General features: G+C 68.6%; 22 protein-coding genes. 10 read left to right on the forward strand and 12 right to left on the reverse strand.

All coding sequences use genetic code 11. From position 1 onward, the window contains the following. Positions 1 to 6: 6 nt before the first annotated feature. Both FB547_RS09730 and FB547_RS09735 read left to right on the forward strand, forming a co-directional pair. Complete coding sequence (locus FB547_RS09730) at positions 7 to 1,293, forward strand: M20/M25/M40 family metallo-hydrolase (RefSeq protein WP_145741666.1); 1,287 nt, start codon at positions 7 to 9, stop codon at positions 1,291 to 1,293. Positions 1,294 to 1,300: 7 nt separating this feature from the next. Further along, positions 1,301 to 2,203: a LysR family transcriptional regulator gene (locus tag FB547_RS09735; RefSeq protein ID WP_145741668.1), complete on the forward strand. Its 903-nt coding sequence runs from the start codon at positions 1,301 to 1,303 to the stop codon at positions 2,201 to 2,203. Positions 2,204 to 2,221: 18 nt separating this feature from the next. Here the strand turns inward: FB547_RS09735 and FB547_RS09740 are convergent, their stop codons facing one another. Beyond that, positions 2,222 to 3,442, reverse strand: coding sequence for a D-amino acid dehydrogenase (locus FB547_RS09740; RefSeq protein WP_145741670.1), 1,221 nt, complete (start codon positions 3,440 to 3,442; stop codon positions 2,222 to 2,224). A 251-nt stretch (positions 3,443 to 3,693) separates the two neighbouring features. Here FB547_RS09740 and FB547_RS09745 point away from each other — a divergent pair, with 251 nt between their 5' ends. The 5 genes from FB547_RS09745 (at position 3,694) to FB547_RS09765 (ending at position 7,776) form a co-directional block, all read left to right on the forward strand. Beyond that, complete coding sequence (locus tag FB547_RS09745; RefSeq protein WP_145741672.1) at positions 3,694 to 4,581, forward strand: transporter substrate-binding domain-containing protein; 888 nt, start codon at positions 3,694 to 3,696, stop codon at positions 4,579 to 4,581. Between the two features lie 112 nt (positions 4,582 to 4,693). Then, on the forward strand, positions 4,694 to 5,431 hold the full coding sequence (locus tag FB547_RS09750; protein WP_145741675.1) for an aspartate/glutamate racemase family protein: 738 nt from the start codon (positions 4,694 to 4,696) through the stop codon (positions 5,429 to 5,431). Between the two features lie 109 nt (positions 5,432 to 5,540). Next, the gene (locus tag FB547_RS09755; RefSeq protein WP_145741677.1) at positions 5,541 to 6,440 is read left to right on the forward strand and encodes a dienelactone hydrolase family protein; all 900 of its coding nucleotides are present in this window, start codon (positions 5,541 to 5,543) and stop codon (positions 6,438 to 6,440) included. A 105-nt stretch (positions 6,441 to 6,545) separates the two neighbouring features. Next, positions 6,546 to 7,424 carry a ZIP family metal transporter gene (locus tag FB547_RS09760; protein WP_186454133.1) on the forward strand — a complete coding sequence of 293 codons (879 nt, stop codon included), beginning with the start codon at positions 6,546 to 6,548 and terminating at the stop codon, positions 7,422 to 7,424. Between the two features lie 139 nt (positions 7,425 to 7,563). After that, positions 7,564 to 7,776, forward strand: coding sequence for a hypothetical protein (locus tag FB547_RS09765; protein WP_145741681.1), 213 nt, complete (start codon positions 7,564 to 7,566; stop codon positions 7,774 to 7,776). 6 nt (positions 7,777 to 7,782) lie between these two features. Here FB547_RS09765 and FB547_RS09770 read toward each other — a convergent pair whose 3' ends face one another. From FB547_RS09770 to FB547_RS09805, 8 genes are all read right to left on the reverse strand, one after another. After that, positions 7,783 to 9,243: an N-acyl-D-amino-acid deacylase family protein gene (locus FB547_RS09770; protein ID WP_145741683.1), complete on the reverse strand. Its 1,461-nt coding sequence runs from the start codon at positions 9,241 to 9,243 to the stop codon at positions 7,783 to 7,785. 12 nt (positions 9,244 to 9,255) lie between these two features. After that, a complete protein-coding gene (locus FB547_RS09775; protein ID WP_145741685.1) occupies positions 9,256 to 10,254 on the reverse strand; it encodes an ABC transporter ATP-binding protein in 999 nt (332 codons plus the stop codon). After that, a complete protein-coding gene (locus FB547_RS09780; protein ID WP_145741687.1) occupies positions 10,251 to 11,279 on the reverse strand; it encodes an ABC transporter ATP-binding protein in 1,029 nt (342 codons plus the stop codon). The genes FB547_RS09775 and FB547_RS09780 overlap by 4 nt, the downstream gene beginning before the upstream one ends. A gap of 8 nt (positions 11,280 to 11,287) precedes the next feature. Further along, on the reverse strand, positions 11,288 to 12,196 hold the full coding sequence (locus tag FB547_RS09785; protein ID WP_410000798.1) for an ABC transporter permease: 909 nt from the start codon (positions 12,194 to 12,196) through the stop codon (positions 11,288 to 11,290). A gap of 7 nt (positions 12,197 to 12,203) precedes the next feature. Then, on the reverse strand, positions 12,204 to 13,139 hold the full coding sequence (locus tag FB547_RS09790) for an ABC transporter permease (RefSeq protein WP_145741691.1): 936 nt from the start codon (positions 13,137 to 13,139) through the stop codon (positions 12,204 to 12,206). A gap of 21 nt (positions 13,140 to 13,160) precedes the next feature. Next, entirely contained in the window at positions 13,161 to 14,741 is a 1,581-nt protein-coding gene (locus FB547_RS09795) for an ABC transporter substrate-binding protein (RefSeq protein ID WP_145741693.1), read from the reverse strand. A 137-nt stretch (positions 14,742 to 14,878) separates the two neighbouring features. Then, positions 14,879 to 16,324: a M81 family metallopeptidase gene (locus tag FB547_RS09800; RefSeq protein ID WP_145741695.1), complete on the reverse strand. Its 1,446-nt coding sequence runs from the start codon at positions 16,322 to 16,324 to the stop codon at positions 14,879 to 14,881. A 33-nt stretch (positions 16,325 to 16,357) separates the two neighbouring features. Beyond that, on the reverse strand, positions 16,358 to 17,518 hold the full coding sequence (locus tag FB547_RS09805) for an NAD(P)/FAD-dependent oxidoreductase (protein ID WP_145741697.1): 1,161 nt from the start codon (positions 17,516 to 17,518) through the stop codon (positions 16,358 to 16,360). A 203-nt stretch (positions 17,519 to 17,721) separates the two neighbouring features. On the opposite strand from FB547_RS09805, the gene FB547_RS09810 reads away from it, so the two are divergent. From FB547_RS09810 to FB547_RS09820, 3 genes are all read left to right on the forward strand, one after another. Next, positions 17,722 to 18,456, forward strand: coding sequence for a helix-turn-helix domain-containing protein (locus FB547_RS09810; RefSeq protein WP_145741698.1), 735 nt, complete (start codon positions 17,722 to 17,724; stop codon positions 18,454 to 18,456). A gap of 164 nt (positions 18,457 to 18,620) precedes the next feature. Next, positions 18,621 to 19,823, forward strand: coding sequence for an MFS transporter (locus FB547_RS09815; RefSeq protein WP_145741700.1), 1,203 nt, complete (start codon positions 18,621 to 18,623; stop codon positions 19,821 to 19,823). Positions 19,824 to 19,937: 114 nt separating this feature from the next. After that, positions 19,938 to 21,209: a M20/M25/M40 family metallo-hydrolase gene (locus tag FB547_RS09820; protein WP_145741702.1), complete on the forward strand. Its 1,272-nt coding sequence runs from the start codon at positions 19,938 to 19,940 to the stop codon at positions 21,207 to 21,209. Positions 21,210 to 21,233: 24 nt separating this feature from the next. Here the strand turns inward: FB547_RS09820 and FB547_RS09825 are convergent, their stop codons facing one another. The 3 genes from FB547_RS09825 to FB547_RS09835 form a co-directional block, all read right to left on the reverse strand. Further along, on the reverse strand, positions 21,234 to 23,141 hold the full coding sequence (locus tag FB547_RS09825; RefSeq protein WP_145741704.1) for a DUF3300 domain-containing protein: 1,908 nt from the start codon (positions 23,139 to 23,141) through the stop codon (positions 21,234 to 21,236). Positions 23,142 to 23,296: 155 nt separating this feature from the next. After that, the gene (locus FB547_RS09830) at positions 23,297 to 23,935 is read right to left on the reverse strand and encodes a DUF3299 domain-containing protein (protein ID WP_145741705.1); all 639 of its coding nucleotides are present in this window, start codon (positions 23,933 to 23,935) and stop codon (positions 23,297 to 23,299) included. A 3-nt stretch (positions 23,936 to 23,938) separates the two neighbouring features. After that, a complete protein-coding gene (locus FB547_RS09835; RefSeq protein WP_145741707.1) occupies positions 23,939 to 25,201 on the reverse strand; it encodes an ABC transporter permease in 1,263 nt (420 codons plus the stop codon). Position 25,202 lies beyond the last annotated feature (1 nt).

Raw genomic sequence — 25,202 nt, forward strand, 5'->3', positions numbered from 1 at the left:
ACGCACATGACATTCCAGCCCCGCAAATTCTTGCTCGCCGCCGTTTGCGCCGCATGCCTTGGCACCGCGTTTGCCGCGCCCGATGCCCGCATCGCCTCGCTGGCCGCCAAGGAAAAGCCCGCGCTGCTCGAGACGCTGAAGGAGCTGGTCTCCATCGAATCCGGCAGCCGCGACCTCGAAGGCCTCGAGAAGATCTCCGAGCTCATCGCCGCAAAGTTCAAGGCCATGGGCGGCGAGGTCGAGCTGGTCGACACCAGCGCCGAGGCCTACCGCATGGAAGACACGCCCGAGAAGATCGGCCGGGCGGTGCGCGCCACCTTCAAGGGCACGGGCAAGAAGAAGTTCATGTTGATCGCGCACATGGACACGGTCTACACCGTGGGCATGCTCGACAAGCAGCCGTTCCGCGTCGAAGGCGACAAGGCCTATGGCCTGGGCATTGCCGACGACAAGCAGGGCGTGGCCGTCATCACGCACACGGTGGCGATGCTGCAGGCGCTGAAGTTCAAGGACTACGGCACGCTCACGGTGCTGATCAACGGCGACGAGGAAATCAGCTCGCCGGGTTCGCGCGCGCTCATCACGCGGCTGGGCGGCGAGCACGATGCGGTGCTGTCGTTCGAGGGCGCCTCGGTCAAGGAAGACAAGCTCTCGCTGGCTACCGCGGGCATCGCCTCGGTCACGCTGAACGTCACGGGCAAGGCCTCGCACGCGGGTTCGGCGCCGGAGCTGGGCGTGAACGCGCTCTACGAGCTGTCGCACCAGATCCTGCAGATGCGCGACCTGTCCGATCCCGCCACCGGGCTCAAGATGAACTGGACCATCTCGCGCTCGGGCAGCAACCGCAACGTGATTCCGGCCAGCGCCACCGCGGGCGCCGACGTGCGCGTGCTCAAGGTGAGCGACTACGACCGCATCGAGCAGCAGGTGCAGGAGCGCGTGAAGAAGCAGCTGATCCCGGAGGCCAAGGTCGTGATGAAGTTCGAGCGCCGCCGTCCGCCGCTCGAAGCCACCGATGCCTCGCTGGCGCTTGCGAAGCACGCGCAGCAGATCTACAAGGACGAGCTCGGCCGGCCGCTGGGCGCCGACGACAAGGTGGCCGGCGGCGGCACCGATGCCGCCTTTGCCGCGCTCAAGACCAAGGCGCCGGTGGTCGAGCGCTTCGGCCTGCAGGGCTTCGGCGCGCATTCGGCCGATGCCGAGTACGTGCTGGTCGACTCCATCGAGCCGAGGCTCTATCTTGCAACCCGCATGGTGATGGACCTCTCGCGCAGCAAGGTCGCAGGCAACTGAGCCGGCCATGCGCCTGCGCCACATCGAGGTCTTCAACGCGATCATGCTCACGGGCAGCGTGAGCGCGGCGGCGCGGCTCATCAACATCACGCAGCCGGCCGTGAGCCGCACCTTGCAGCATGCCGAGCTGCAACTGGGCTTTCCGCTGTTCCAGCGCGCCAAGGGCCGGCTCACGCCGACCACCGAGGCGCTCACGCTCTATCCGCACATCGAGCGGCTGTTCGCGCAGCTCGACGAGGTGCAGCGCCTCGCGGCCAACCTGCGGGCGGGCAGCGACACCGGCGAGCTGCGCATCCTGAGCGTGCTGGCGCTGAGCTACGAGGTGCTGCCGCGCGCGCTCAAGGCCTTCCGCGAGAAGCACCCCGGCTATTCGATCACCGTCGAGTCGCTGCATTCGCCGCAGATCATGTCGGCGCTGCTGCTGCAGGAGGCCGACGTGGGCTTTGTCTTCAGCCCCGCGGTGCATCCCTCGCTCACGCAGGAGACGCTGGCCGACACGCGCATGGTGTGCATCGCGCCCAAGGGCATGCTGCCGCGCGCACTGGTGCGCAACGGCTCGGTGGCGCTGCACGACCTGGTCGACCGGCCGGTGATCGGCCTGGACAGCCGTGACCCGGTGGGCACCAGCCTGAGCCAGGCCTGCCGCCAGGCGGGCGTCGGCTTCCAGCAGGCGGTGGTCACGGTGCAGACCTACCACGCGGCGCTGTCGATGGCGCACCACGGCCTCGGCGTGGCGCTGGTCGACGGCTGCACGGCGCGCTCGGCGGACGCCGCCAAGGTCGACGTGCTCGCGCTGGAGCCGCACATCCCGGTGCCGGTGCGCGCCTTGCGTTTTGCGGGCAAGCCCGATTCGGTGGCGGTGCGTGGCATCACGCGCTGCATGCGCGAGGCGATCGAACAGGCGGCCTGAGGGCCGCAGCGGGGAAACTCAGGAGTCCGCGGACTCCAGCGCCTCGGCAATCCGCTGCGCCGAGCCGAAGGCCAGCGTGAAGCCCAGCGCGCCGTGCCCGGTGTTGAACAGCATGTTGGCCGGCGCGCTCGCCAGCCGCCCGATGATCGGCAGCCCCTTGGGCGTGGCCGGCCGCATGCCAGTCCACGGGTGCAGTTCCTCGAGCCGGCTTGCATGCGGGAAGACGGCGCGCGTGGCCGCGGCCAGCGTCTCGATGCGCGTGGCCGGAATGCTCGCATCGTGCCCCACCAGTTCCGCCATGCCCGCCACGCGCAGCCGCGAGCCGATGCGCGCGAACACCACCTTGCGGGCGCTGTCGGTCACGTTCACCGTGGGTGCGGCGCCCGGCGAAGGATCGACCTCCACCGTGATGCTGTAGCCCTTGAGCGGATACACCGGCAGGTAGGCGCCCAGCGCGCGCCCGAGCCGGTGAGAGGCCGAGCCCAGCGCCATGACGAAGGCATCGGCCTCGATGCTGCCGGCACTGGTGTTCACTGCCGCCACCCGGCCCTTGCTGCGTGCGAATCCATGCACGTCGGTGCCGAGCAGAAAGCGCACGCCGCGTGCGCCGAGCACCCGCTGCAGTTCGGCGCAGACCTTGAGGCAGTCGGCCGCGCATTCGCTCGGCGTGTAGACCGCGCCCGCCATCTGGCCGCGGTAGCCCGCGAGTGCGGGCTCGATGGCCACGCACTCGTCGGGCGAGACGATGCGCTGCGCGCTGCCCATGGTGCGCTGCAGTTCGAGCTGCGCGCGCGCCCCGTCGAGCGAGGCCGCGCTGGCGTACAGCACCAGCTTGCCGGTGGCGGAAAAGTCGCAGTCGGGTGCCACGTCGGCCTGCATGGCCTCGAATCCGGTGCGGCTCAGCGCGGCCAGCGCGAGCAGCTGGGCCGTGGTGCTGCGGGAGGTCTGCGCATTGCAGGCAGCCATGAACGCCAACCCCCAGCGCCATTGCAGCGGATCGAGCTGGGGCCGCAGCTTGAGCGGCGACGAGGGCGAGAGCAGCAGCTTGGGCAGCTGCTTCCAGATCGACGGGTCGGCCAGCGGCTGCACGTACGAGTAGCTGAGCTGCGCGCCGTTGCCGCCGCTGGCGCCCGCACCGGGGGCTGCGCGGTCGACGACCGTGACTTGGTGGCCCCGGCGTTCGAGCTGCCAGGCGGTGGCCAGGCCCACGATGCCGGCGCCCAGCACACACACATGCATGAAGGCAACTTTCCGGGAGGGAGTGAAGAGGGGACGGCATCGACTGTAGGTGCACGCCGCGCCGGCCGGAAATGCCAAAAGCGTGGTGGCCCATAGCCAAAGCGCATGCCTTGCCGACTGCGTTTTCCTGGGGCGTTAACAGGCCCTACCCATAACCTTTGGGTATGGCCTAGGGTTCAATTGGAATTGTCGCGCTGTGTCACTCCTTCTTACACTGGCCGTTCTGTTCAACCAACCTGAAGAAGGCTCGCATGAAACTCTCCGCATTGATGGCCGCCGCTGCCGTGGTGCTGCTTACCGCCACCGGCGTCCAGGCCGCCGACACGCTGGCCAAGATCGCCGAGACCGGCAAGATCACGCTCGCCTACCGCGAGTCGTCGGTGCCCTTCAGCTACCTGGACGGCCCCAACAAGCCGATCGGTTTCTCGGTCGAACTCTCCAACGCCGTGGTCGAGGCGGTGAAGAAGAAGCTCAACAAGCCCAGCCTGCAGGTGCAGCTGATGCCGGTGACCTCGCAGAACCGCATTCCGCTCATCACCAACGGCACCATCGACCTGGAGTGCGGCTCCACCACCAACAACAGCGCGCGCGGCAAGGACGTGGCCTTTGCCGTCAACCATTTCTACACGGGCACGCGCCTGCTGGTGAAAAAGTCCTCGAAGATCAAGGACTACGCCGACCTCGCCAAGAAGACGGTGGCCAGCACCACCGGCACCACCAATGCGCTGGTCATGCGCAAGTACAACACCGAGAAGAACCTCGACATGGACATCGTGCTCGGCAAGGACCACGCCGACGCCTTCCTGCTCGTGGAAAGCGACCGCGCCATGGCGTTTGCCATGGACGACATCCTGCTGTACGGCCTGATCGCCAACGCCAAGAACCCGGCCGACTACGAGGTGGTGGGCGAGGCGCTGCAGGTCGAGCCCTATGCCTGCATGCTGCCCAAGGACGATCCGGCCTTCAAGAAGCTGGTGGACGACACCTTCATCGGCATGATGAAGAGCGGCGAGTTCGAGAAGCTCTACACCAAGTGGTTCATGTCGCCGATCCCGCCGAAGAACGTGCCGCTGAACCTGCCCATGAGCCAGCAGCTCAAGGACAACATCAAGGCGCCTTCGGACAAGCCAGCTACTTGAGCTCGCCCCCAGGCTGCGCGCACTTCGTGTCGCTTCGCCCACCCCCTACCGGGGGCAATACCAGCGGCCCGGCAAAGCCGGTTCCGCGGTATTCCTGAAACAGAGAAAGATCATGGCTTCCACGAACGTAGTTGGCATTCTGGGCGGCATGGGCCCCGCGGCGGGGGCCGACTTCGTCCGGCTGTTCGTGCAGGCCTGCGCGCAGCAGATGCGCGCGCGCGGGGAGCCGGTGCGGGACCAGTCCTTTCCGGAACACTGGCTCGCGCAGGTGCCGGTGCCCGACCGCACCGACGCGCTGGGCTCGGCCGAAAACGGCGCACACCAGCCGCTCGAGCCGATGCTGCAGGCGCTCGGGCGCCTGGCCGCGCTGGGCAGCCAGGCCGTGGCCATCGCCTGCAACACCGCGCATGCCTGGCATGACCGCCTGCAGGAGCGCTTTCCGCAGATCGAGCTGCTGCACATGGCGCGCGAGGTGGCGCGGCATCTGGCCGCGCAGGGCACGGGCAGCGTGGCGCTGATGGCCACCGAAGGCACCTACCGCGTGCGGCTCTACGAGCAGGCGCTGGCCGAGGCAGGGCTCGACTGCCATGTGCCGCTGGCCGAAGAGCGGCGCATCATCACGCGCGGCATCTTCGACGGGGTCAAGGCCGGCAACATGCAGCTCGCCGAGGCCTGCTTTTCGCAGGTGGCGCTGCAGCTCGCGCAGCGCCACGGGCCGGTCACCATCATCATGGGCTGCACCGAGGTGCCGCTCGGGCTCCAGGGCTCGGCCGCCGTGGCCGGGCTGGACCTGGTCGACCCGGCGCAGGTGCTGGCCGCCGCACTGGCGCGCCGCGCCTACCGCGACTAGTCCGGCAGCAACCCTGCCGGCAGACGGGCCGGGCTGGTTTCGCCTACATTGCGGCGTGCGTTTTTCGCGCATGCCCTCCTTGTCCGACGATTCAACTGGAGCCCTACCCATGTCCCTTCGCGACGACAGCCGTTCCGATTTCGATTCGCTTCGCCCCGGCCAGAGCACAGAGCAGGGTGCCACGCGGCGCACCGCGCTCAAGGCCGCCATTGGCGTGGGCTACGCGGCCGCGGTCATGCCGGTCATGGCGCAGACCGCCATCAGCACCTCGGCCGAAGGCCTGAAGGCCGGCCCCGTCAAGTACACCGTCAATGGCTTCGAGGTGCCGGCCTATGCGGCCGCACCGGCCGGCGAGTCCGGCCTGCCCGTGATCCTGGTGGTGCAGGAAATCTTCGGCGTGCACGAATACATCGCCGACACCTGCCGCCGCTTCGCCCAGCTCGGCTACCTGGCGATCGCGCCCGAACTCTATGCGCGGCAGGGCAATCCGCGCGGCTATACCGACATCCCGAAACTGCAGGCCGACATCGTGAGCAAGGTGCCCGATGCGCAGGTGCTGGCCGACCTCGATGGTGCACTTTCGTATGCATCGGCCAATGGCGGCAACGTGGCCAAGGCCGGCATCACCGGCTTCTGCTGGGGCGGGCGCATCGTGTGGCTCTACGCCGCCACCGGCAAGGTCAAGGCCGGCGTGGCCTGGTACGGCCGGCTGGTTGGCCAGCCGAGCGAACTCACGCCCAGGCACCCGGTCGACATCGCGGCCAGCCTGCAGGCGCCGGTGCTCGGCCTCTACGGCGGCAAGGACCAGGGCATCCCCCTTGACACGGTTGATAAGATGAAAGCCGCCCTGGCCACCGGAACCCCGGCGGCCAAGGCTTCGAGCTTCGTCGTGTATCCCGAAGCAGGCCACGCGTTCCATGCCGATTACCGCCCGAGCTACGTGAAGAGCGCGGCCGAGGACGGATGGCAGCGCGCCACGGCCTGGTTCAAAGCCAATGGCGTCGCCTGACGGCGGCCAGCAGCCACCCACCGCCGAAGGCCGTCCGAGTGACGGCCTTTCTCTTTTTATGAACGGTATCGGGCATCAATGCCCATCGACATTGCGCAAGCAGCTATGAATTTGATAGTGATCATCGTGGCGACCCTGGTTGCCGGCATCGGAAGCGTGTGGCTGGCCGCATTGCTCTTGCGCGTGGGCGTTCGCAACGGTTCGGGCGGCGTGAATTCGCAGCACCTGCTGAGCCTGGCCGCGGGCGCGCTGCTGGCCACCGCATTCATGCACCTGTTGCCCGAAGCCTTCGAGAGCCGCATCGAGCCCGCGCTGCTGTTCGGCGTGCTGCTGTTCGGCCTGGTGTTCTTCTTCCTGCTCGACAAGGCCGAGCTCTGGCATCACGGGCACGAGCACCATCACGGCGATCACGGCCATGCCCACGATCACGGCCACGATCACGGCCATGCGCATGCCCACGCGCCCCGCATGGGCGGCGGCTGGGCGGTGCTCACCGGCGACAGTGTGCACTGCTTCGGCGACGGCATCCTGATTGCGTCGGCCTTCATCGCGGACATCCGCCTGGGCCTGGTGGCGGCCGTGGCCGTGCTCGCGCACGAGGTGCCGCACCACATCGGCGACCTGGTCGTGCTGCGCCAGAGCTCGGCCAACCAGCGCGCGGCGCTCGTCAAGGTGTCGCTGGCCGGCACCATGACCATGCTCGGGGGCATCGTGGGATGGTGGCTGGTCGACCAGTTGCACGGCTGGCTGCCGTACTTCCTGGTGCTGGCCAGCAGCAGCTTCGTCTACGTGGCGCTGGCCGACCTGATTCCCCAGCTGCAGAAGCGGTTGCCCGCGCGGCAGACCGCGGCGCAGATCGTGTGGCTGGTGGTGGGCATTGCGCTGGTTTCGCTGGTGAGCCGGCTGGCCCACGGCGAGCATGGCCATGGCGAGCACGGCCATGACGAGGGCCATGGGGAACACGGCCACGTCCACAAGGACTGAAGGCGGGGCCCGGCAAGTCAGGCGGCGCCGGGCGAGAAACTTTCCGACACCGACGCCGCGACTCAGGTGAAGCGGAACGGCCGAAACAGGCGCACTATAGGGGTTCGTTCAGTCCAGTATTCAGTCTGAGGAGCCGATCATGATCAACGTCGACGCCACCGCGCGTTCCGCCTCGTTGCCCGACGAAGACGACGACAACACGCCAGCCGACGATTTCGAGGAAACCGACAGCGAAATCTCCGACGACCTGTCGGAGGAAACGGGCATCGATCTCACGGATGCGAGCGAGCTCGACGCCGACAACGTTCCGGCCGACGAGGAGTTCGACCGCGTGATGAACGCCCCCGACTGATTCTCGTCAGGCCGCCGTTTCGCGCCGCACGATCACCTGCCCGTTGCGCGCGCCGCTGTGCGCGCCGTGCTGCCAGGTGAGGGCGCCATTCACGATCACTGCATCGATGCCTTCGGCCGCCCGTGTCGGCGTCTCGTAGTTCGCGGTGTCGCGTACCGTGGCCGCATTGAAGATCACCACGTCGGCGTGGTGGCCCGGCTTCAAGGTGCCGCGCTCGTGCAGCCCGAAGTTGCGCGCGGTGAGCCCGGTCATCTTCCACACCGCCGTCTCCAGCGGAAACAGGCCGACGTCGCGGCTGTAGTGGCCGAGCACGCGCGGGAAGGTGCCCCAGAGGCGCGGATGCGGCTTCTCGCCGAGCGGGATGCCGTCGGAGCCGATCATGGTGTCCTCGAAGGCGAGGATGCGCTGCACGTCGTCCTCGTCCATCATGAAATAGATCGCGCTGCCGGGCGACAGCCGCTTCGCCGCCTCTTCGCCGGAGACGCCCCATTCGGCCGCGATGTCCTTCAGGTCGCGCCCCGCGCACTCGGGGCGCGGCACGCTCGACGCGATCAGCACCCGGCCGTCCATCATGCCCCGGTCGGTGCGGATCATGGTGGAACCCGCGGTGTAGGGATAGCAGTCGAGGCCAATGCACTGGTGGCGCATCGCTTCCTTGATGAAGGGCAGCGTCACCTTGCTCTTGCCGAAGTTCTGCGCGTTCTGCACCTTGTGGTGCGACACCACCACCGGAATGCCGAGCGCGCGGCCGATGTGGAAGGTTTCCTCCAGCGACTCCATCACGCGGTCCGCCTCGTCGCGCATGTGCGTCACGTAGAGCGCCTTGCGCGCGCTGAGCGGGCGGCCGACTTCGATGATCTCCTCGGTCGTCGCCTTGACGGCCGGCGGATAGAAGGTGCCGGTCGACAGGCCGATGGCGCCGGCCTGCATCGCCTCTTCGACCAGCGCCTGCATGGCTGCGATCTCGCTGTCGTTGGCGGGGCGGTCGAGGTCGGACATGGTCACGGCGCGCAAGGTCGAGTGGCCGACCATCGCGGCCACGTTCACCGACGAGGGCGTGGCGCGCAGCGCATCGAAGTAGGCCGCGAAGGTCGTGAACCGGTCTTCCGGCGGCGTCTCGAGCAGGCTAAGCGGCATCGGCAGTTCCATGTCTTCGCGCAGCGGCGCGGCGCTGATGCCGCAGTTGCCCGCCACCACCGTGGTCACGCCCTGCGACACCTTGAACGGCATCTGCGCCTGCGAAAGAACGGCCTGGTCGTCATGCGTGTGCGAATCGATGAAGCCCGGCGCGACGATGCGGCCGGTGGCGTCGAGCGTTTGGTCGGCGGTGTGGCCAGCGAGATTGCCGATGGCCGCGATGCGGCCGCCCGAGATGCCCACGTCGGCATCGAAGCGCGGCGCCTTGGTGCCGTCGATCACGGTGCCGCCGCGGATCAGCAGGTCGTAGTGGGGTGTCTTGTCGCTCATCGGTGGGATCTTTCAGCGGAAGTGGCAGGCGACCCAGTGGCCGCCGATGGAAGACGAAGGCCGCTCGCTCAACTCGGGCGCTTTTTCCTTGCACACGGCCTGCGCCATCGGGCAGCGCGTGTGGAAGCGGCAGCCCGAAGGCGGATTGGCGGGGCTCGGTGGATCGCCCTGCAGTAGCATGCGGCGCGCGGGGGTGCGTGGATTGGGCACGGGTACCGCCGAGAGAAGGATCTCGGTGTAGGGATGCAGCGGCGCGGAGAACAGCGTGTTGCGGTCGGCAATCTCGACGATGTGGCCGAGATACATCACCGCTACGCGATGGCTGATGTGGCGCACCACCGCAAGGTCGTGCGCGACGAACAGGTAGGCAATGCCGAATTCGGCCTGCAGGTCCATCAGCAGGTTCACCACCTGCGCCTGCACCGACACGTCGAGTGCCGACACCGGCTCGTCGCAGACGATCAGCTTGGGGTTGAGCGCCAGCGCGCGCGCAATGCCCAGCCGCTGCCGCTGGCCGCCCGAGAACTCGTGCGGGAATTTCTTCGCCGCCTCGGGCCTGAGGCCCACGCGCGAGAACAGCCACTGCACGCGCTCGCGCCGCTCGGCGGCCGTGCCCGTGCCAAGATGGCTGAAGTTGCGCATGGGCTCGGCCACGATGTCGCCGGCCGTCAGGCGTGGGTTCAGCGAGGCATACGGGTCCTGGAAGATGATCTGCAGCTGGCGCCGGCGCAGCCGCATCTCGTTGGCGGAGAGCGTCAGCAGTTCCTCGCCCTCGAGCTGCACCGAGCCCGAGGTCGGCTCGACCAGCCGCATCACCGACTTGGCGGTGGTCGTCTTGCCGCAGCCCGATTCGCCGACCAGCGACAGCGTCTCGCCGCGCGCCACCGAGAACGAGACTCCATCGACCGCCTGGATCGCGGGCCTGGCCGGCCGCAGCCAGCGCTTGGGCGAGAGGTAGTGCTTGCGCAGGTTGCGCACCTGGAGCAGCGGCGCTGCGGTTGTCGTGGTCATGCGCTCACCTCGGCGGCCTCGGCCCATTGTTCTTCGACCGCGAAGCAGGCCACCACGTGGTCGTTGCCCTGCAGCGTGAGCTGCGGCGCCTCGGCGCGGCAGCGTTCGCGCGCCTGGCTGCAGCGCGCCGCAAAGGCGCAGCCGCGGCCCAGCTCGTGCGCGGCCGGCACCAGCCCCGGGATCTCGGCCAGCCGGGTGCTCGCGGTGTTCATCGACGGCATCGAGGCCATCAGCGCGCGGGTGTAGGGATGCAGCGGCCGGTCGAACAGGTCGATCACATCGGCCTCTTCGACCTTCTTGCCGGCATACATCACGACCACGCGGTCGCAGCTCTCGGCCACCACGCCGAGGTCGTGCGTGATCATCACCACGCCCATGCCCAGTTCCTTCTGCAGTCGCTTGATGAGATCGAGGATCTGCGCCTGGATCGTCACGTCGAGTGCGGTGGTGGGTTCGTCGGCAATCAGCACCTCGGGGTTGCAGGCCAGGGCCAGCGCGATCATCACGCGCTGGCGCATGCCGCCCGAAAGCTGGTGCGGATACTCGTTCACGCGCCGCTCGGGCTCGGGGATCTGCACCACGCGCAGCATTTCCACCGCGCGCTGCAGCGCTTCGCCGCGGCTGGCCTTCTGGTGCAGCTGCACTGTCTCGGCGATCTGCCGGCCCACGGTGAGCACCGGGTTCAGCGAGGTCATCGGCTCCTGGAAGATCATCGAGATGCGGTTGCCGCGGATCTGCCGCATCTCGCGTTCGCCGAGCTGCATCAGGTCGGTGCCGCGCAGGCGCACGGCGCCCATGTGGCGGCCCGGCGGCGTCGGCACCAGCCGCAGGATCGAGAGCGCGGTCACGCTCTTGCCGCAGCCCGATTCGCCGACCACGCCGAGCGTGCGGCCCGCGCGCACGGTGTACGACACGCCATCGACCGAGCGCACCACGCCGGCCAGCGTATGGAAATGGGTGCGCAGGTTGTCGACTTCGAGCAGGGGCTCGCCGGGCGCGAGCGCAAGGTGGGGCATCGGTGCCATGGTGGGCCTCACAGCTGCCGCGCCAGGCGCGGGTCGAGCGCATCGCGCAGGCCGTCGCCGAGCAGGTTGATCGCCAGCACCGTGGCCGCCAGCAGCAGGCCCGGGTACAGGATGATGTGGAACGCCACTGCCACGAAGTTGCGGCCCTCGGCCATCATGTTGCCCCAGCTGGGCATCTGCGCCGGCACGCCCACGCCGAGGAAGGACAGCGCCGCTTCCGTCAGCACCGCGGCGGCGGCCACGAAGGTCGACTGCACGATCAGCGGGGCCACCATGTTGGGCAGCACGTGTCGCAGCAGGATCACGGGCAGCCGCGTGCCGACCGCATGCGCGGCCTCGACATACAGCTGCTCGCGCAGGGTGAGCGCGAGCGAGCGCACCAGCCGCACCACGCGCGGAATCTCCGGCACCGTGATGGCGACGATCACCGTCGTGAGGCTGGCGCGCGTCACCGCCATGAGCGCAATGGCCAGCAGGATGCCGGGAATGGCCATGAGCCCGTCCATCACGCGCATCACCGGCCCGTCGGCCCAGCGCACGAAGCCCGCGATGAGGCCGATCAGCACGCCGAAGAAGGTGGCGAGCAGCGCGACCGAGGCGCCGACGATCATCGACACCTGTCCGCCCCACACGGCGCGGCTGAACACGTCGCGGCCGAGCGCATCGGTGCCGAACAGGTGCTCGGCCGAGGGCGGCTGCATGCGCGCGAGCGGGTCGATGTCCTGCGGATCGAAGGTGGCGATCCAGGGCGCGCCGATGGAGACCGCGGCCACTGCAACCAGCAGCAGCCCGCCGACGATCAGCGTCGGATGCTTGCGCACCCAGCGCCAGCGCGGCGGCACGAAGGGCGCTTCGTCGGCCGCGGCAACGGGCGGCGCGGGCAGGGGGCTTTCACTCATCGGAAGTACGGTGGACATGGATCATCTAGTACGTGATGCGCGGATCGAACAGCCCGTAGCTCAGATCGATCAGCAGGTTGATCAGCACGTACACGCCGGCCGACAGCAGCAGCACGCTCTGGATCACGGGATAGTCGTGGCGCTGCACCGAATCGATCACGAGCCGGCCCACGCCCGGAATGGCGAACACCGTCTCGGTGACCACCACGCCGCCGATCAGGAGCGCGATGCCCACGCCCACCGTGGTGGCGATGGGAATGGCCGCATTGCGCAGCGCATGGCCCAGCACCGGCAGCACGCCCAGGCCCTTGGCGCGCGCGGTGCGGATGTAGTCTTCATGCAGCACCTCGAGCACGGTGGCGCGCGTCATGCGCGTGACGAGCGCGATGTACACCAGCGCGAGGTTCACGCAGGGCAGCACCAGGCCGCGCAGCCATTGGCCGGGGCTGTCGGAGAAGCGCACGTAGCCCTGCACCGGAAACCACGGCAGCTGGATCGCGAAGGCGTAGATCAGCAGGTAGCCCACCAGGAACACCGGCACCGAGAACGCGAGCACCGCGAACAGCATCACGAGCCGGTCGATCCAGCTGCCCGCGCGGTAGGCCGCGAGCGTGCCCAGCGGCACCGCCAGAACGAGCGTGATGGCCATGGTCAGCACCGCGATCGACACCGTGGGCTCCAGCCGCTGCGCGAGCAGCTGCGCCACCGGCACCTGGGTGAAGATCGAGGTGCCGAGGTCGCCCGTGAAGAGCTTGCCCAGCCAGATTGCGAACTGCTGCCACAGCGGCAGGTTGAGGCCCAGCGCGGCGCGCAGTTTCTCGATGTCTTCGACCGAGGCCAGGTCGCCCGCGATCAGCGCCGCGGGGTCGCCCGGCGACAGGTGGATCAGCAGGAACACCACCACCGCCACCACGGCCATCACGGGCAGCGTCGAGAGGAATCGTCGGAGGATGTAGCCCATGGTGCTGCCGTGCGATGCCGCTTACTTGTCGAGCATCCAGACCGTCGGCATGCCGGCCCAGAGCTTGTCCGTGCCCTTGAGGCTCGCGCGCGCGGCAAACGCGGCCGTGTACTGGCCGGCGTTGATGTAGGGCACCGTTTCGTAGGCGCGGGCCTGGAAGGCGTCGAGGATCTCGCGGCGCTTGGCCGGCACGGTCTCCTTGAGCCAGGCGTTGCGCAGGTCGTCGAGCGTCTTGTCGCAGGGCCAGCCGGGCAGGGTGTTGCCGCAGGCCGCGCTCAGGTAGGCGTTGGTGATGGGGGAGTTGACGTCGAACTCGCCGGCCACCGTGACGTACATGTTCCAGCCGCCGGCTTCGGGCGCATCGCGCTTGGCGCGGCGCGCGCCGATGGAGGCCCAGTCCATGGTCTGCGCATCGACGTTCATGCCGATGCTGCGCATGGTCTGCGCGGCCATCAGCGCCTCGGCGTTGAGGTAGGTGACGTCGCTCGGCACCAGGATGGTGACCTTCTCGCCCTTGTAGCCGGCGTCCGCGAGCATCTTCTTGGCCTTGGCCACGTCGGCCTTGCGGTAGGGTTCGGCGCCCGCGGCGGTGTCGTTGGGGCTGCCGCAGATGAAGAAGGTCTGGCAGTAGCTCATGCGCATGTCCAGCGGATAGCCCATGGCCGCGACGATGCGCTCCTGGCTCACGGCCTGCAGTAGCGCCTGGCGCACCTTCGGGTTGTTGAAGGGCGGCAGCAGGTGGTTCATCACCAGGAAGCCCTGGTAGGTGCCGCCCGAGCCGATCTTCACGCCCGGGTCGGTGCGCAGCGGCGCGATGTAGTCGGGCGGCACTTGCTCCACCAGGTCGACCTCGCCGCGCTTGAGCGCCGCGATGGCGCTGTTGGCGTCGGGCAGGTAGAGCCATTCCACGCGATCGAAGCTGGTCTTCTTGCTGCCGGCCAGGCCGCTCGGCGCTTCGCTGCGCGGCAGGTAGTTGGGGTTGCGCACGAACACGGTCTTGTTGCCCGGCACCCATTCGTCGCGCTTGAAGATGAAGGGGCCGGAGCCGATCACCTCGGGCAGCGGCGCGGTGGCGGGCATCTTCGCGAGCCGCTCGGGCAGGATCACCGGCGGAAAGCTCGAGGGCTTGGCGAGCCCCTCGAGCACCAGGCCGAAGGGCTCGGCGAGCGTGAGCGTGAAGGTGCGCGCATCCACCGCCTTCCACTCGGCGCCGCCCGCCACCATGGCGCGGCCGATGCTGTCGCGTGCGGCCCAGCGCTGCAGCGAGGCAATCGCGTCGGCCGAGGTCACGGCGCTGCCGTCGGAGAACTTCAGGCCCGGGCGCAGCGTGAAGCTCCACTGTTTGCCGTCCTTGGAGGAGGTGTACTTCTCGGCCATCTGCGGCTGCGGCTTGCCGTTCGCATCCTGCGCGAACAGCGTGTCGTAGACCATGTAGCCGAAGTTGCGCGAAATGTAGGCGGTGGTGAAGGTCGGGTCGAGGATCTTCAGGTCGGCATGCGCCACCACCTTGAGCGTCTTGGGCGGCGCCGTCTGGGCGAGCGCCGGCAGGTACGCGGCCGAAAGCGCCAGGGTGGCAAGGGCTGCAAGCGTTCGTCGTTTCATCGTCGGTACTCCGATAGAGGCTGAAAAGAAGCGGGCCAGATTCATTCGCGAAACACCGCGGAACCGGCTTTGCCGGGCCGCTGGTGTTGCCCCCTGGAAGGGGGTTGGAGGCCACACGAAGTGGGCAAGCCTGGGGGTCATGCCGTGATCGGCCACTTGGGCAGGCGCGCCTTGCGGTAGGGCAGGGTGTTCAGGTCGAGCGTCACGGCGCCGGGAGCGCCGGCGTAGATCACGTGCTTCGCAACCTTCGAGTAAGAAGCGTAGAAGTGCTGCGACGACTTCACGACGATGATCTTCCTGGCCGCCAGGTCGCATCCGAGCTGCGTGAACAGGTCGGTGCCCATGGCCTGGTTGCGCAGCGTGACCAGCACGATCTCGATGCCGTTGGCCTCGACCAGTGCGCTGTCTCCCATGAGCGTGGGCGTGCCCGCCAGGCCCGTCATCACCAGGTCGTGCTTGAGCGCCTTCACGGTGCAGTCGAGGTCGATCGGGTCGCCCGAGAGCGGGCTGATCTTGCCGCCGATGCGCATGGCCAGCTTCGCGCCCACGCCGGCATCGAAGGCGATGCGCACCGCGATCGGGTCCCACATCGGACCGATGGCCGCGTTCGCGATGCCGCGCTCGACCATGCGGCGCAGGATGAAGGTGGAGTCGCTGGCCGCGCCGCCGCCGGGGTTGTCGGCGCCGTCGGACAGCACTACCGGGCCACCGTCGAAGGCCAGCGCCTGGTCGAGCGAGGCGTCGATGCCCGGGTAGTCGATCGTGAGCCCGTCGCGCATGGCGATGACTTCGTCCGCGAGCTGGCGGGCGAGCGCATCGGCCTTGGCCTGGTCGCCGTCAGTGTAGACCAGCACCTTGGTGCCCATCTCGGCAACGTCGCCCCATGAGAAGCCGTGCGTGAGCGAGATCGACAGCACGCCGTCCCTGCCCTCGAGCGATTGCATGCGTTCGACGAACCCGCGCGCCGGCTCGCGCGAGGTGTGAACGGTAACGATCATGTCGCAGTCGACCATCGCGGCCACCGGCTTCACCTTGCCCTCGACCATCGCGGCGCAGATGTCCACCAGCTCCAGGCCGCGTTCGAGCACGTCGGTGTGCGGGTATTCCTTGAACGAGATCATCAGGTCGGCGTTGGCGACCATCTGGGGCGTCAGGTGGTTGTGCGGATCGAGTTCGGCGCCGATCACCGCGCCGGGCCTGACGATCTGCCGCACGCGCGCGAGCAGATCGCCCTCGCAGTCGTCATAGCCGTCGGCCACCATCGCCCCGTGCAGGCCGAGCAGCACCATGTCGACCGGCAGCACCGCACGCAGGTCGGCCAGCAGTTCGTCGCGCAGCGTTTCGTAGGCGTGGCGCGTGGTGGTGCCGCTGGGCTGCGCACCGGCCACCATGCCTTCGAACAGCTCCCAGCCGCGGTCGGCGCCGCGCATGCGCGCGGCCCACAGCGGGCCCGAGAACAGCGTCATCGCGTCCGGATGCTGGCCGGCCGGGAAGTAGCCGCGGTCCCTGAAGGAGGCGAGGCCGGTCGGCATCGGGCCGAAGGTGTTGGTTTCGGTGGCGAGGGAGGCGCTGAAGACACGCATGGGTTTGTCTCTGTGGTGGTGGGAGTGTTCTTGTCAGCCGGCTGCGGCAGTGCGCAGCCGCTGCGGCCCGAGCATCTCGGCCGTGAGGCCGAAGCCCGCGATGCGTTCGGGCAGCGGCAGCCCGCGTGCCAGCGCGGCGCAGGCCTCGCCCATGGCCGCCGAGGTCTGGATGCCGTAGCCGCCCTGCGCCGCAACCCAGAAGAAGCCCGGCGCGTCGGGATCGAAGCCGCCCACCAGGTCGCCGTCGGCCACGAAGGAGCGCAGGCCGGCCCAGGTGCGCGTGGGCCGGCGGATGGTGAGCGTGGTCGCTTCCTCGATGCGATGGATCGCGAAGGCGATGTCCAGTTCTTCGGGCTGCACGTCCTGCGGCTCGACCGGGTCCGCATTGGCCGGCGAGCCGAGCAGCATGCCGGCATCGGGCTTGATGTACCAGCCTTCGTCGGCGCCGAAGACCATGGGCCAGTGCGCGACGCTGCTGCCTTCGGGCGGCGCGAAGATGAAAGCCGAGCGCCGGCGCGGCTCGATGCCGATGGGCTGCACGCCAGCCAGCTGCGCGATGGTGTCGACCCAGGCGCCCGCGGCATTGAGCAGCACCGGCGCTTCGTACACGGCGCCGCCAGCGGTCACGCGCCAGCGCTCGCCGATGCGCTCGATGGCCGTCACGCCGGCATCGCACACCAGCTTGCCGCCGGCCTGCCGCATGCCGCGCAGGTAGCCCTGGTGGATGGCGTGCACGTCCATGTCGGCGGCATCGGGTTCGTAGACCGCGCCGGCGACCTGCTCGGGCCGCAGGGCCGGCACCATCGCGAGTGCCTCTTCGCTGCCCAGGCGCGTGGCGCCGGTGTTCATGGCGCGCAGCACGTTCCAGTGGGCTTCGAGCTCCGGCAGGTGCTCGGTGCTCGCGACCATCATCGCGCCGCGTGGCGTGAGCAGCGGGTGTTCGGAAAAACCTTCGGGCGGATGCTCGAGAAAGGCGCGGCTCGCCATGGTGAGGGCGCGCACCTGCGCCGTGCCGTAGCTTTCCATGAAGAGCGCGGCCGAGCGGCCGGTGGAGTGGTAGCCCGGCTGGGCTTCGCGTTCGAGCAGGATCACGCGGGCGTGCGGCGCGAGCCAGTGGGCCACCGAAGCCCCGGCAATGCCGCCGCCAATCACAAGGTAGTCGGCCACCGTGGGCGCTTTGGAATTTGCAGTCATCGGCGAAAAGTGTAGGTAGAAATTTGCGGATACGCAAATAAAATAGAGGGCACCAAGGGGAAACCATGGTGCACCTGGTCGGTGAAATTTGCGTCAACGCAATTTGCGTATACGCAACTTCCGGGCCTGCACCGCCCGGGCCGCAAGGAACGGCGCGGCACCGGGCTGGCAGAATTGCGCTGCACCACAAGAGAAAGCCAAGCGTGAATCCACACACAGGGACCAAGCCGGGGACAAGGCCGAAGGACGAGGCGCCCACGCTGGACCGCACCACCTTCGGCCATCGCCTGCGCGCCGCGCGCAAGCGCTTCGGCTGGACGCTGGCGCAGCTGGCCGAGCGCTCGGGCGTGTCGATCACCACCATCTCGCGCGCCGAGCGCGGCCAGCTCGCGCTGGGCTACGAGAACTTCACCGCGCTCGGCCGCGCGCTGGAGATGGACATGAACGCCATGTTCGCGGGCGCCGGCGTCAAGCCCGCGCAGCTCGACGGGCCGGTCGTCACGCGCGCCGGCAAGGGCGTGGTGTACCGGGGCCTGTCGATCGCGTATGAATTCCTCGGCACCACGGCGGCCGGCAAGCAGATGAGCCCCATCGTGGGCACCGTGCATGCGCGCCGCATCCACGGCCCGGAAGACTTCGTGCGGCACTCCGGCGAGGAATTCGCCTACGTGCTGTCGGGCGAGATCGAGGTGCACTTCGACAACGGCGAGGTGGTGCGCCTGGCGCGCGGCGACTCGCTGTACTTCGACAGCCGCATCGGCCACGCCTATGTGAGCGTGAGCCGGCAGCTCGCCAAGATCGTGGGCATGACCACCGCGGAGAGCGGGCACATGAGGTCGGCGCGCGAGGCGCCTGAGCCGGGGCCGGAGCCGAAGCCGAAGCCGAAGCCGAAGCGCAAGGCCGCGGCAAGGAAGACCCGCCGCGGCCGGAAGGATTGAAAGGACGGCTCTTGCAAGGTGTTGACTGCGGCGCGGTGCCAACGCTATAGTCGCGGCCGCAGTCGCCCACGCGGCGCTGCCGTAAGCGTTACCGTCATCCAACGCGTCCTTTGTCGAGAGGATCCCAGCGGGGAATATCTCGATCCATAAAGACGCGCCTTGGCATGACATCACTTTTCTCATCCGCTTCCGTTCGCCCCCTCGAGACCCGTTCTGCTTTCACGGGGCTCGCCCCGGTGGTGCTGGCGGTCTTCCTCGGATTCCTTGCAATCAGCGTTCCGCTGGCCGCGCTCGCGCTCCAGGTGCGCGACCACCTGGGATTCGGCACGGCCACCGTCGGCTGGGCCATCGGCCTTCAGTCGCTCGCCACCTTGCTGACCCGCCACCAGGCCGGCACGCTCTGCGACCAGCGCGGCCCGCGGGCCGCTGTGCTTCTCGGCCTTCCGCTGGCCGCCTGTTCGGGCCTGGCCTATGGCTTGTCGAACGCCCTGCCCATCGATCCCGCTGCGAAGCTTGCCGTCCTGCTGCTGGGCCGGCTGTTGGCGGGCATTGGCGAAAGCCTGTTTCTCACCGGCTTGATGAGCTGGGGCATTGCACGCGTGGGCGCCGCCCGCACCGGACAGGTGATGTCATGGACGGGCATTGCCATCTACGCCGCGCTCGGGCTCGGCGCGCCGCTCGGGCTGGCCGTGCAGGCGTCGCATGGCTTCACCGGTGTGGGCGTGGCCGCGCTGCTGGCACCGATGCTGGCCTGGGCCATCGCGGCGCGCCTTCCGGCGGTGGCCGCGGCAGGCGGGCAGCGCGTGCCCTTTCATCGGGTGCTCGGACTGATCTGGCGGCCAGGTCTCGTGCTCGCGCTGGCGACCGTGCCCTATGCCGCGATGGCGGCCTTCCTGACGCTCGACTACGCCGCCCACGGCTGGCCGCATGCCGGCACGGCGCTGCTCGGCTTCGGTGTCGCCTATGTCTTCGTGCGGCTGGCCGGTTCGGGCCTGCCGGACCGCTTCGGCGCGACGCGCGTGGCCGTGGGTTCGTTGATTTTCGAGGCCGTGGGGCAGGTGCTCGTCTGGTGCGCCGCCACGCCCGCGATGGCCGTGTGCGGAGCCACGCTGACGGGGCTCGGCTTTTCGCTCGTGTTCCCGGCGATGGGCGTGCTGGCGACCCGGTCGGTGCCGCCGCAGCAGCGCGGCCGCGCGGTGGGCAACTTCATTGCGTTTGCGGACATCGCAATGGGGGTGACCGGACCCGCGGTCGGCATTGCGACGCAGTGGCTCGGGATCACGGCAGCTTTCCTCGTGGGTGCCGGCGCGACCTGTGCCGCGCTGTGCCTGCTGCCTTCCTTGCGGCTCGGCCGCAGCAGCGGCTAGCGGCGCGAAGCGCTACCGCATGGGGCCGCCATGGCACTGTCGCCGATTTGCAGCGCGCCGCGCTTCGGCTCGCTATGCTGGCGCCCGCCATCCACTCCAACAAAGAGAACCTTCATGACCATGCGCTCCTCGCCTTTCTTCGCCCTGCGCTCCATTGCACTGGCCTGCGGCCTCGTGTTCGGTGCCGCCGCCGCCGCGCATGCCGCGCCCGATGCCAAGCTGCTCGCCGCCGCTGAAAAGGCGCAGCCCGCGGTGATCGACAACCTCAAGGAAATGGTGCTGATCGAGTCGGGCAGCCTCAACGTCGACGGCCTGCTCAAGATGGCCGACGTGGTGGAAGCGCGCCTGAAGGCCGCCGGCTTCAAGACCGAGCGGCGCAAGGCCACATCCGGTGCGGGCGCCGACATCGTCATCGGCACCCTCAAGGGAACCGGCAAGCGCAAGATCATGCTGCAGGGCCACATGGACACGGTGTACGCCGCCGGCATCCTGAACAGCCAGCCCTACAAGGTCGACGGCAACCGCATCTACGGACCGGGCATCGCGGACGACAAGGGCGGACTCGCGGTGATGATGGCTTCGCTGAAGATCCTGGCCGACGCGGGCTGGCGCGACTACGACACGCTCACGGTGCTCATGAACCCCGACGAAGAGGTGGGCTCGGTCGGCTCCGGCGAACTCATCGCAACCATGGCCGATCAGCACGACACGGTGCTGTCCTTCGAGCCCACCGCGGCCAAGTCGGTGGCCAAGGGCGAATCGCTGCTGCTGGGCGCGGCCGGCATCGCGCAGGCCACGCTCGATGTGAAGGGCCGCGCATCGCATGCAGGTGCTGCACCCGAGCTGGGCCGCAACGCCCTGTACGAGCTGTCGTACCAGCTGCTGCAGACCCGCGACGTGGCAAAGGACATTCCCGGCGTCGCACTCAACTGGACCGTGGCTCGCGCCACCGGGCCGATCAACCAGATCACCGAAAAGGCGCAGGCGCTCGGCGACATCCGCATCACGCAGCCTGGCGCCGAGAAGAAGCTCGAAGCCGCGCTGCAGGCGAAGATCGCGAGCGGCAAGCTGGTGCCCGACACCGAGACCACGCTCAAGGTGGAAGTGGGCCGTCCGGCTTTCGTGGCGGGCGAGAAGGGCCGCGCGCTGGGCGAGAAGGCGCAGGCCATCTACAAGGAGATCGATCGCGAGCTCGCGCTCACGCCAATGACCGGCGGCGGCACCGATGCCGGCTATGCAGGCCGCTCCGGCAAGGCCACCGTGGTCGAGAGCTTCGGCCTGGCGGGCTTCGGCTATCACGCGCGCGACGAATACATCGAGGTCGACTCGATCGTGCCGCGCCTTTATCTCGTCACCCGGCTGCTGACCGAAATCGGCAAGCAATAGCAGCGCGCGCCGCGGCGCTGCTTCTCAGGGTTGATCCTTGGGAGGTTCGCCGGGGCGGCCGGGTGGCCGGCGATGGGCGGCTGCGGCTGCGGCCGCATGCTGCTGGGCCTGCTGTTGGCGCTGGGCCGCCTGTTGCTGCTGCTGTTGTTGGTGGAGCTGGGCCTGTTGCTGTTGGCGCTGCTGCTGCATCGCCTGTTGTTGTTGCTGGCGCGCGGCTTGCGCCTGCTGTTCCTGCTGCCGGTGCATCTGCTCTTGCTGCTGCTGGCGGGCCTGTTGCTGCGCCTGCTGCCGCTGCATCTGTTGCTGCTGCGCCTGCTGCTGCTGGAGCACGCGGGCTTGTTGCTGGGCTTGCTGCTGCTGTGCCTGCTGGCGCCGCGATTGCTCCTGCTGTGCCGACTGCCTTTGCTGCTGGCGCTCCTGCATGGCCTGCTGCTGTTGTTGAGCCTGCTGGCTGGCGGCGCGCGCCTGTTGCTGCTGGGCCGCCTGCTGCCGCCGTGCCTGGTCCTGCTGCTGTTGTTGAAGCAAGGCCTGCGGCGCCTGCGTGGGCGCGTTGTGTGCCTGCTGCCGTGCCAGCCGTTCCTGTTGTTGTGCCTGTTGCCGTGCCTGCCGCTGTGCCTGCTGTTGTGCCTGCTGTTGTGCCTGTCGCTGTGCTTGTTGCTGCGCCTGCCGTTCTTGCTGTTCCTGCTGGCGCTGGCGGGCCTGCAACTGCTGGGCTTGTTGCGCGGCTTGCTGCTGTTCCTGCTGCTGGCGCATGAAGGCTTGCTGCTGCCGTGCCTGCTGCTCCCGTTGTTGTTGCTGTTGCTGCGCGAACTGGGCGTTCTGTGGCGGGGGCAGGCTCGGCGCGGCCGCGAAATTGGGCGCGGGAGCGCCTGGCGGCAGGCTGCGCGGTGCGTTGTTGTAGACATTGCGCACGTTGTTGACCACGGTCGTCGAACGCGAGATGTAGGTGCTGTTGTTGTAGATCACGGCAGGCCGCGCATAGGCCGGCGGCACCGCGCGGTCGCGATCGCTATCGCGGTCACGGTAGCGCGGCGCACCCCAGTTCACATCCCAGGAGCGCCAGCCCCAGTCGTGCCGCTGGAGCGCGGCGCCCACGACCACGCCGAGCCCGAAGGTGAACGCGCCTGCCGCCACCTGGCCGCGGCCGTAGCCGGGCGCAACCTCGACGGGCGGGGTGTACGCATAGCCGGGGTACACGGGCACGGGTTCGCCGTAGATGCGCTGCGGGTCGTAGCTCGGTACGTAGACCACGTCGGGCTGTGCGGGCTCGATGGTGATGAACTGCGGCGGCGGCTCGACCACGGCGGGGCCCGCGTAGACGGGCTGCATGTCAGGCGCCGGTGCGTAGTTGCGCGGTGTGGCGGCGCTGGCCACGCGCAGCTTGTCGTTGTTCTTGAGCCGGCCCGCCGCCGATGCGCGCTGGCGCATGACCTGGATCGCGTTCATCACGTCGGCCGGATCGTTGTAGTAGGCCTGCCCCAGCGCTTCGGTCCACGAGATGTTGCCGGCCATCTGGTCCAGCACCGGGCGGAATGCGGTGAGCGCCTTGACGCTCGGGTCCCAGGGCTGCTGATTGGCCGCGTCGGCGAGCGCGCCGCCCTTCAAGGCCGCGTTCTGCACGAGCCAGCCGTGCGCCGCAGTGATCTGCTCGGGATAGGTGGCGCCGGCCAGCACCTGCGCCACCAGCTTGTCGGGGTACAGCGCGACGGGTGCGACCAGCTGGTAGAGCTGCTCGGCCGGGGGCGGCGTGTAGGCCGCGGGTGCGGGGGCAGCCGGCGCTGGTGCGGGCGCCGCAGCCGCTGGAGGCGAGGGCGCGGGTGCCGGCACCGAAGGCGTGTCGGTCCTGTTGCAGCCAGCGATGGCGAGCGCGCCGGTGCACAGCGAGATCGTCAGGAGCCGCGCGAGCGGTGTGCGGCGCAGTGATGTTGTCATCTGGAGTTCCTGTGGGCGCAGAAGTCACGCCTTCGAAACTCTTCAACGGCGCGCTACCTGTAGCGACGACGCCAGCGTGCATCGTCGATGCAACGGTCTGTGTCGGTGTTGCGCCGCCTGTGCTGTCGGCGCAGAACCACAAGTCGCCAGAAACCCTACTTGGCCCCGCCCGTGTATTTGCTGACGCTCGTTGCGTTCACGTGGTAGCCGCTCACGCCCATCATCGAATCATTGCGCAGGGTCTGCAGCTTGCCGGTGACCCACACGGTGTCCATGGCGCGGAACTTGGCGCCCTTGGGCGTGACCACGTGCAGGATCTGGTTGGCCGGCGGCGGCGGCGTATGGATGCAGGCGCCGAAGTAAGGCACGAGCAGGAACTCGGTGACTTCGCCCTTGGCTTCCTCGAGCGGCACGATGAAACCCGGGATCTTGATGTCCGCGCCGTTCATGGCCGGGTTGGTCGGCGCGTTGTTCGACACTTCCTGCATTTTCATGAGCAGCTCGTTGGCGCGCGGGTCGCCGTCGTTGAGCGCGCTCAGGTCCATGCCCTTGAATTCCTTGGCCGGGTCCCAGTCCTTGGGCACGAGTTCTTCCCAGGTGATCTGGCGCGGCTGGCCCGGCGCGGCCTTGGCCGCTGCGGCAGGTGCGGCCTTTCCGCCGAGCGGGTTCGATGCGGTCGTGTCCTTGGGCGCCGGCTCGGCGGCCCATGTGGCGGCGGCCAGGCCGGCGCCGGCCAGCAGCATCGAAAGCCGCGTGAAAGCCTTGATCGTGGGGTTCTTCTTTGCGATGCGCATGGTTCAAATCCTCGGTGAGAGGCCGTCGGCAAGAGAGAGTCGGTAGGCCCGGATGCCGGGCAAGAGGCTCGCCAGCCAACCCGCGACCAGCAGGCTCGCCATCAGCAGCCATTCGTTCAGTGTAGGTGGCGAAAGGGTCAATGTCAGCCCGAGCTGCGCCTGCAGCCATGGCGCGAGCAGGGCGATGCCGAGCACCGCCATCAGCACGCCGAAGGCCACGCCCAGCACTGTGACCATGGCGCCTTCGAGCGCAAGCAGCGCCAGCACATGGCGCAGGCCGGCGCCCACGGCGCGCAGCACGGCCAGCTCGCGCCGCCTTTCGTTGAGCCCGGCCATCACCACCGAGACCAGGCCCGCAAGGCTCACGAGCGCGACCAGTGCCGACATCAGCAGCAGGGCGTTCTCGCCGATGCCGATCACGCTCCACAGCTCGTCGAGCGCCACGCCCGGCAGGATGGCCATCAGCGGCTCGCCGGTGTAGGTGGAAATCCAGCGCTGCACGCCGAACACGGCGGAACGGTTCTTCAGGCCCACGAGCGCGGCCGTCACGTTCTTGGGCGTGAGATCGAACTTGCGCACCTGCTCGGCCGGGATCTTCACGCCCGGCATCGGCGCGCCGCCCACCCACTCGAGATGGATCGCTTCCATCGCCTCGAGGCCGATGTGCACCGTGCGGTCGACCGGCGTGCCGGTGCGCGCGAGCACGCCCACCACGGTGAAGGGCTTGTCGGCATGCTCGGACGCATTGAGTTCGCCGCTGCCGTGCGCGAGCGTGATCCTCTGGCCGACGTGGTAGCCGAGCTTGTCGGCCACTTCGGCGCCCACCACCGCATCGAACAGCGCGCTGAAGGGCTTGCCCTCGCGCAGCGCGAGCGGCTGGCGGTTGCCGTAGCGAAAGCGCGTGAAGTATTCGGGCGAGGTGGCGAACACCGCGAAGCCGCGGTGCGAATCGCCCAGCGAAAGCGGCACCACCCAGTCGACGCCGGGGTGCGCGGCCAGCGCCTGCACGCTCTTCCATGAAATGTTGTTGGTGGCCGCGCCGATGCGGAACACCGAGTACAGCAGCAACTGCGTGGCGCCGGTGCGCGCGCCCACGATCAGGTCGGTGCCCGAGACGGACGAGGCGAAGTTCTCGCGCAGCTCGGTGCGGATGCGCTCGACGCCGAGCAGGAGGAAGGTCGACAGCGCGATCGAGAACACCGTGAGCGCCAGCGTGAAACGCCGGTTCCAGGCACTGCGCCAGGCAATGGAAAAGAGCGCCTTCATC

This window comes from Variovorax beijingensis (assembly GCF_007828835.1).
In the GTDB taxonomy this organism is placed as follows: domain Bacteria; phylum Pseudomonadota; class Gammaproteobacteria; order Burkholderiales; family Burkholderiaceae_C; genus Variovorax; species Variovorax beijingensis_A.

Bases quoted from the DNA above. Each gene is read 5' to 3' on its own strand.
- FB547_RS09760 (WP_186454133.1), top strand. From the start codon at position 6,546: ATGAATTTGATAGTGATCATCGTGGCGACCCTGGTTGCCGGCATCGGA.
- FB547_RS09800 (WP_145741695.1), bottom strand. From the start codon at position 16,324: ATGCGTGTCTTCAGCGCCTCCCTCGCCACCGAAACCAACACCTTCGGC.
- FB547_RS09745 (WP_145741672.1), top strand. From the start codon at position 3,694: ATGAAACTCTCCGCATTGATGGCCGCCGCTGCCGTGGTGCTGCTTACC.
- FB547_RS09790 (WP_145741691.1), bottom strand. From the start codon at position 13,139: ATGGGCTACATCCTCCGACGATTCCTCTCGACGCTGCCCGTGATGGCC.
- FB547_RS09830 (WP_145741705.1), bottom strand. From the start codon at position 23,935: ATGCGCATCGCAAAGAAGAACCCCACGATCAAGGCTTTCACGCGGCTT.
- FB547_RS09815 (WP_145741700.1), top strand. From the start codon at position 18,621: ATGACATCACTTTTCTCATCCGCTTCCGTTCGCCCCCTCGAGACCCGT.
- FB547_RS09775 (WP_145741685.1), bottom strand. From the start codon at position 10,254: ATGACCACGACAACCGCAGCGCCGCTGCTCCAGGTGCGCAACCTGCGC.
- FB547_RS09755 (WP_145741677.1), top strand. From the start codon at position 5,541: ATGTCCCTTCGCGACGACAGCCGTTCCGATTTCGATTCGCTTCGCCCC.
- FB547_RS09750 (WP_145741675.1), top strand. From the start codon at position 4,694: ATGGCTTCCACGAACGTAGTTGGCATTCTGGGCGGCATGGGCCCCGCG.
- FB547_RS09735 (WP_145741668.1), top strand. From the start codon at position 1,301: ATGCGCCTGCGCCACATCGAGGTCTTCAACGCGATCATGCTCACGGGC.
- FB547_RS09740 (WP_145741670.1), bottom strand. From the start codon at position 3,442: ATGCATGTGTGTGTGCTGGGCGCCGGCATCGTGGGCCTGGCCACCGCC.
- FB547_RS09795 (WP_145741693.1), bottom strand. From the start codon at position 14,741: ATGAAACGACGAACGCTTGCAGCCCTTGCCACCCTGGCGCTTTCGGCC.
- FB547_RS09805 (WP_145741697.1), bottom strand. From the start codon at position 17,518: ATGACTGCAAATTCCAAAGCGCCCACGGTGGCCGACTACCTTGTGATT.
- FB547_RS09730 (WP_145741666.1), top strand. From the start codon at position 7: ATGACATTCCAGCCCCGCAAATTCTTGCTCGCCGCCGTTTGCGCCGCA.
- FB547_RS09765 (WP_145741681.1), top strand. From the start codon at position 7,564: ATGATCAACGTCGACGCCACCGCGCGTTCCGCCTCGTTGCCCGACGAA.
- FB547_RS09785 (WP_410000798.1), bottom strand. From the start codon at position 12,196: ATGTCCACCGTACTTCCGATGAGTGAAAGCCCCCTGCCCGCGCCGCCC.
- FB547_RS09770 (WP_145741683.1), bottom strand. From the start codon at position 9,243: ATGAGCGACAAGACACCCCACTACGACCTGCTGATCCGCGGCGGCACC.
- FB547_RS09825 (WP_145741704.1), bottom strand. From the start codon at position 23,141: ATGACAACATCACTGCGCCGCACACCGCTCGCGCGGCTCCTGACGATC.
- FB547_RS09835 (WP_145741707.1), bottom strand. From the start codon at position 25,201: ATGAAGGCGCTCTTTTCCATTGCCTGGCGCAGTGCCTGGAACCGGCGT.
- FB547_RS09780 (WP_145741687.1), bottom strand. From the start codon at position 11,279: ATGGCACCGATGCCCCACCTTGCGCTCGCGCCCGGCGAGCCCCTGCTC.
- FB547_RS09820 (WP_145741702.1), top strand. From the start codon at position 19,938: ATGACCATGCGCTCCTCGCCTTTCTTCGCCCTGCGCTCCATTGCACTG.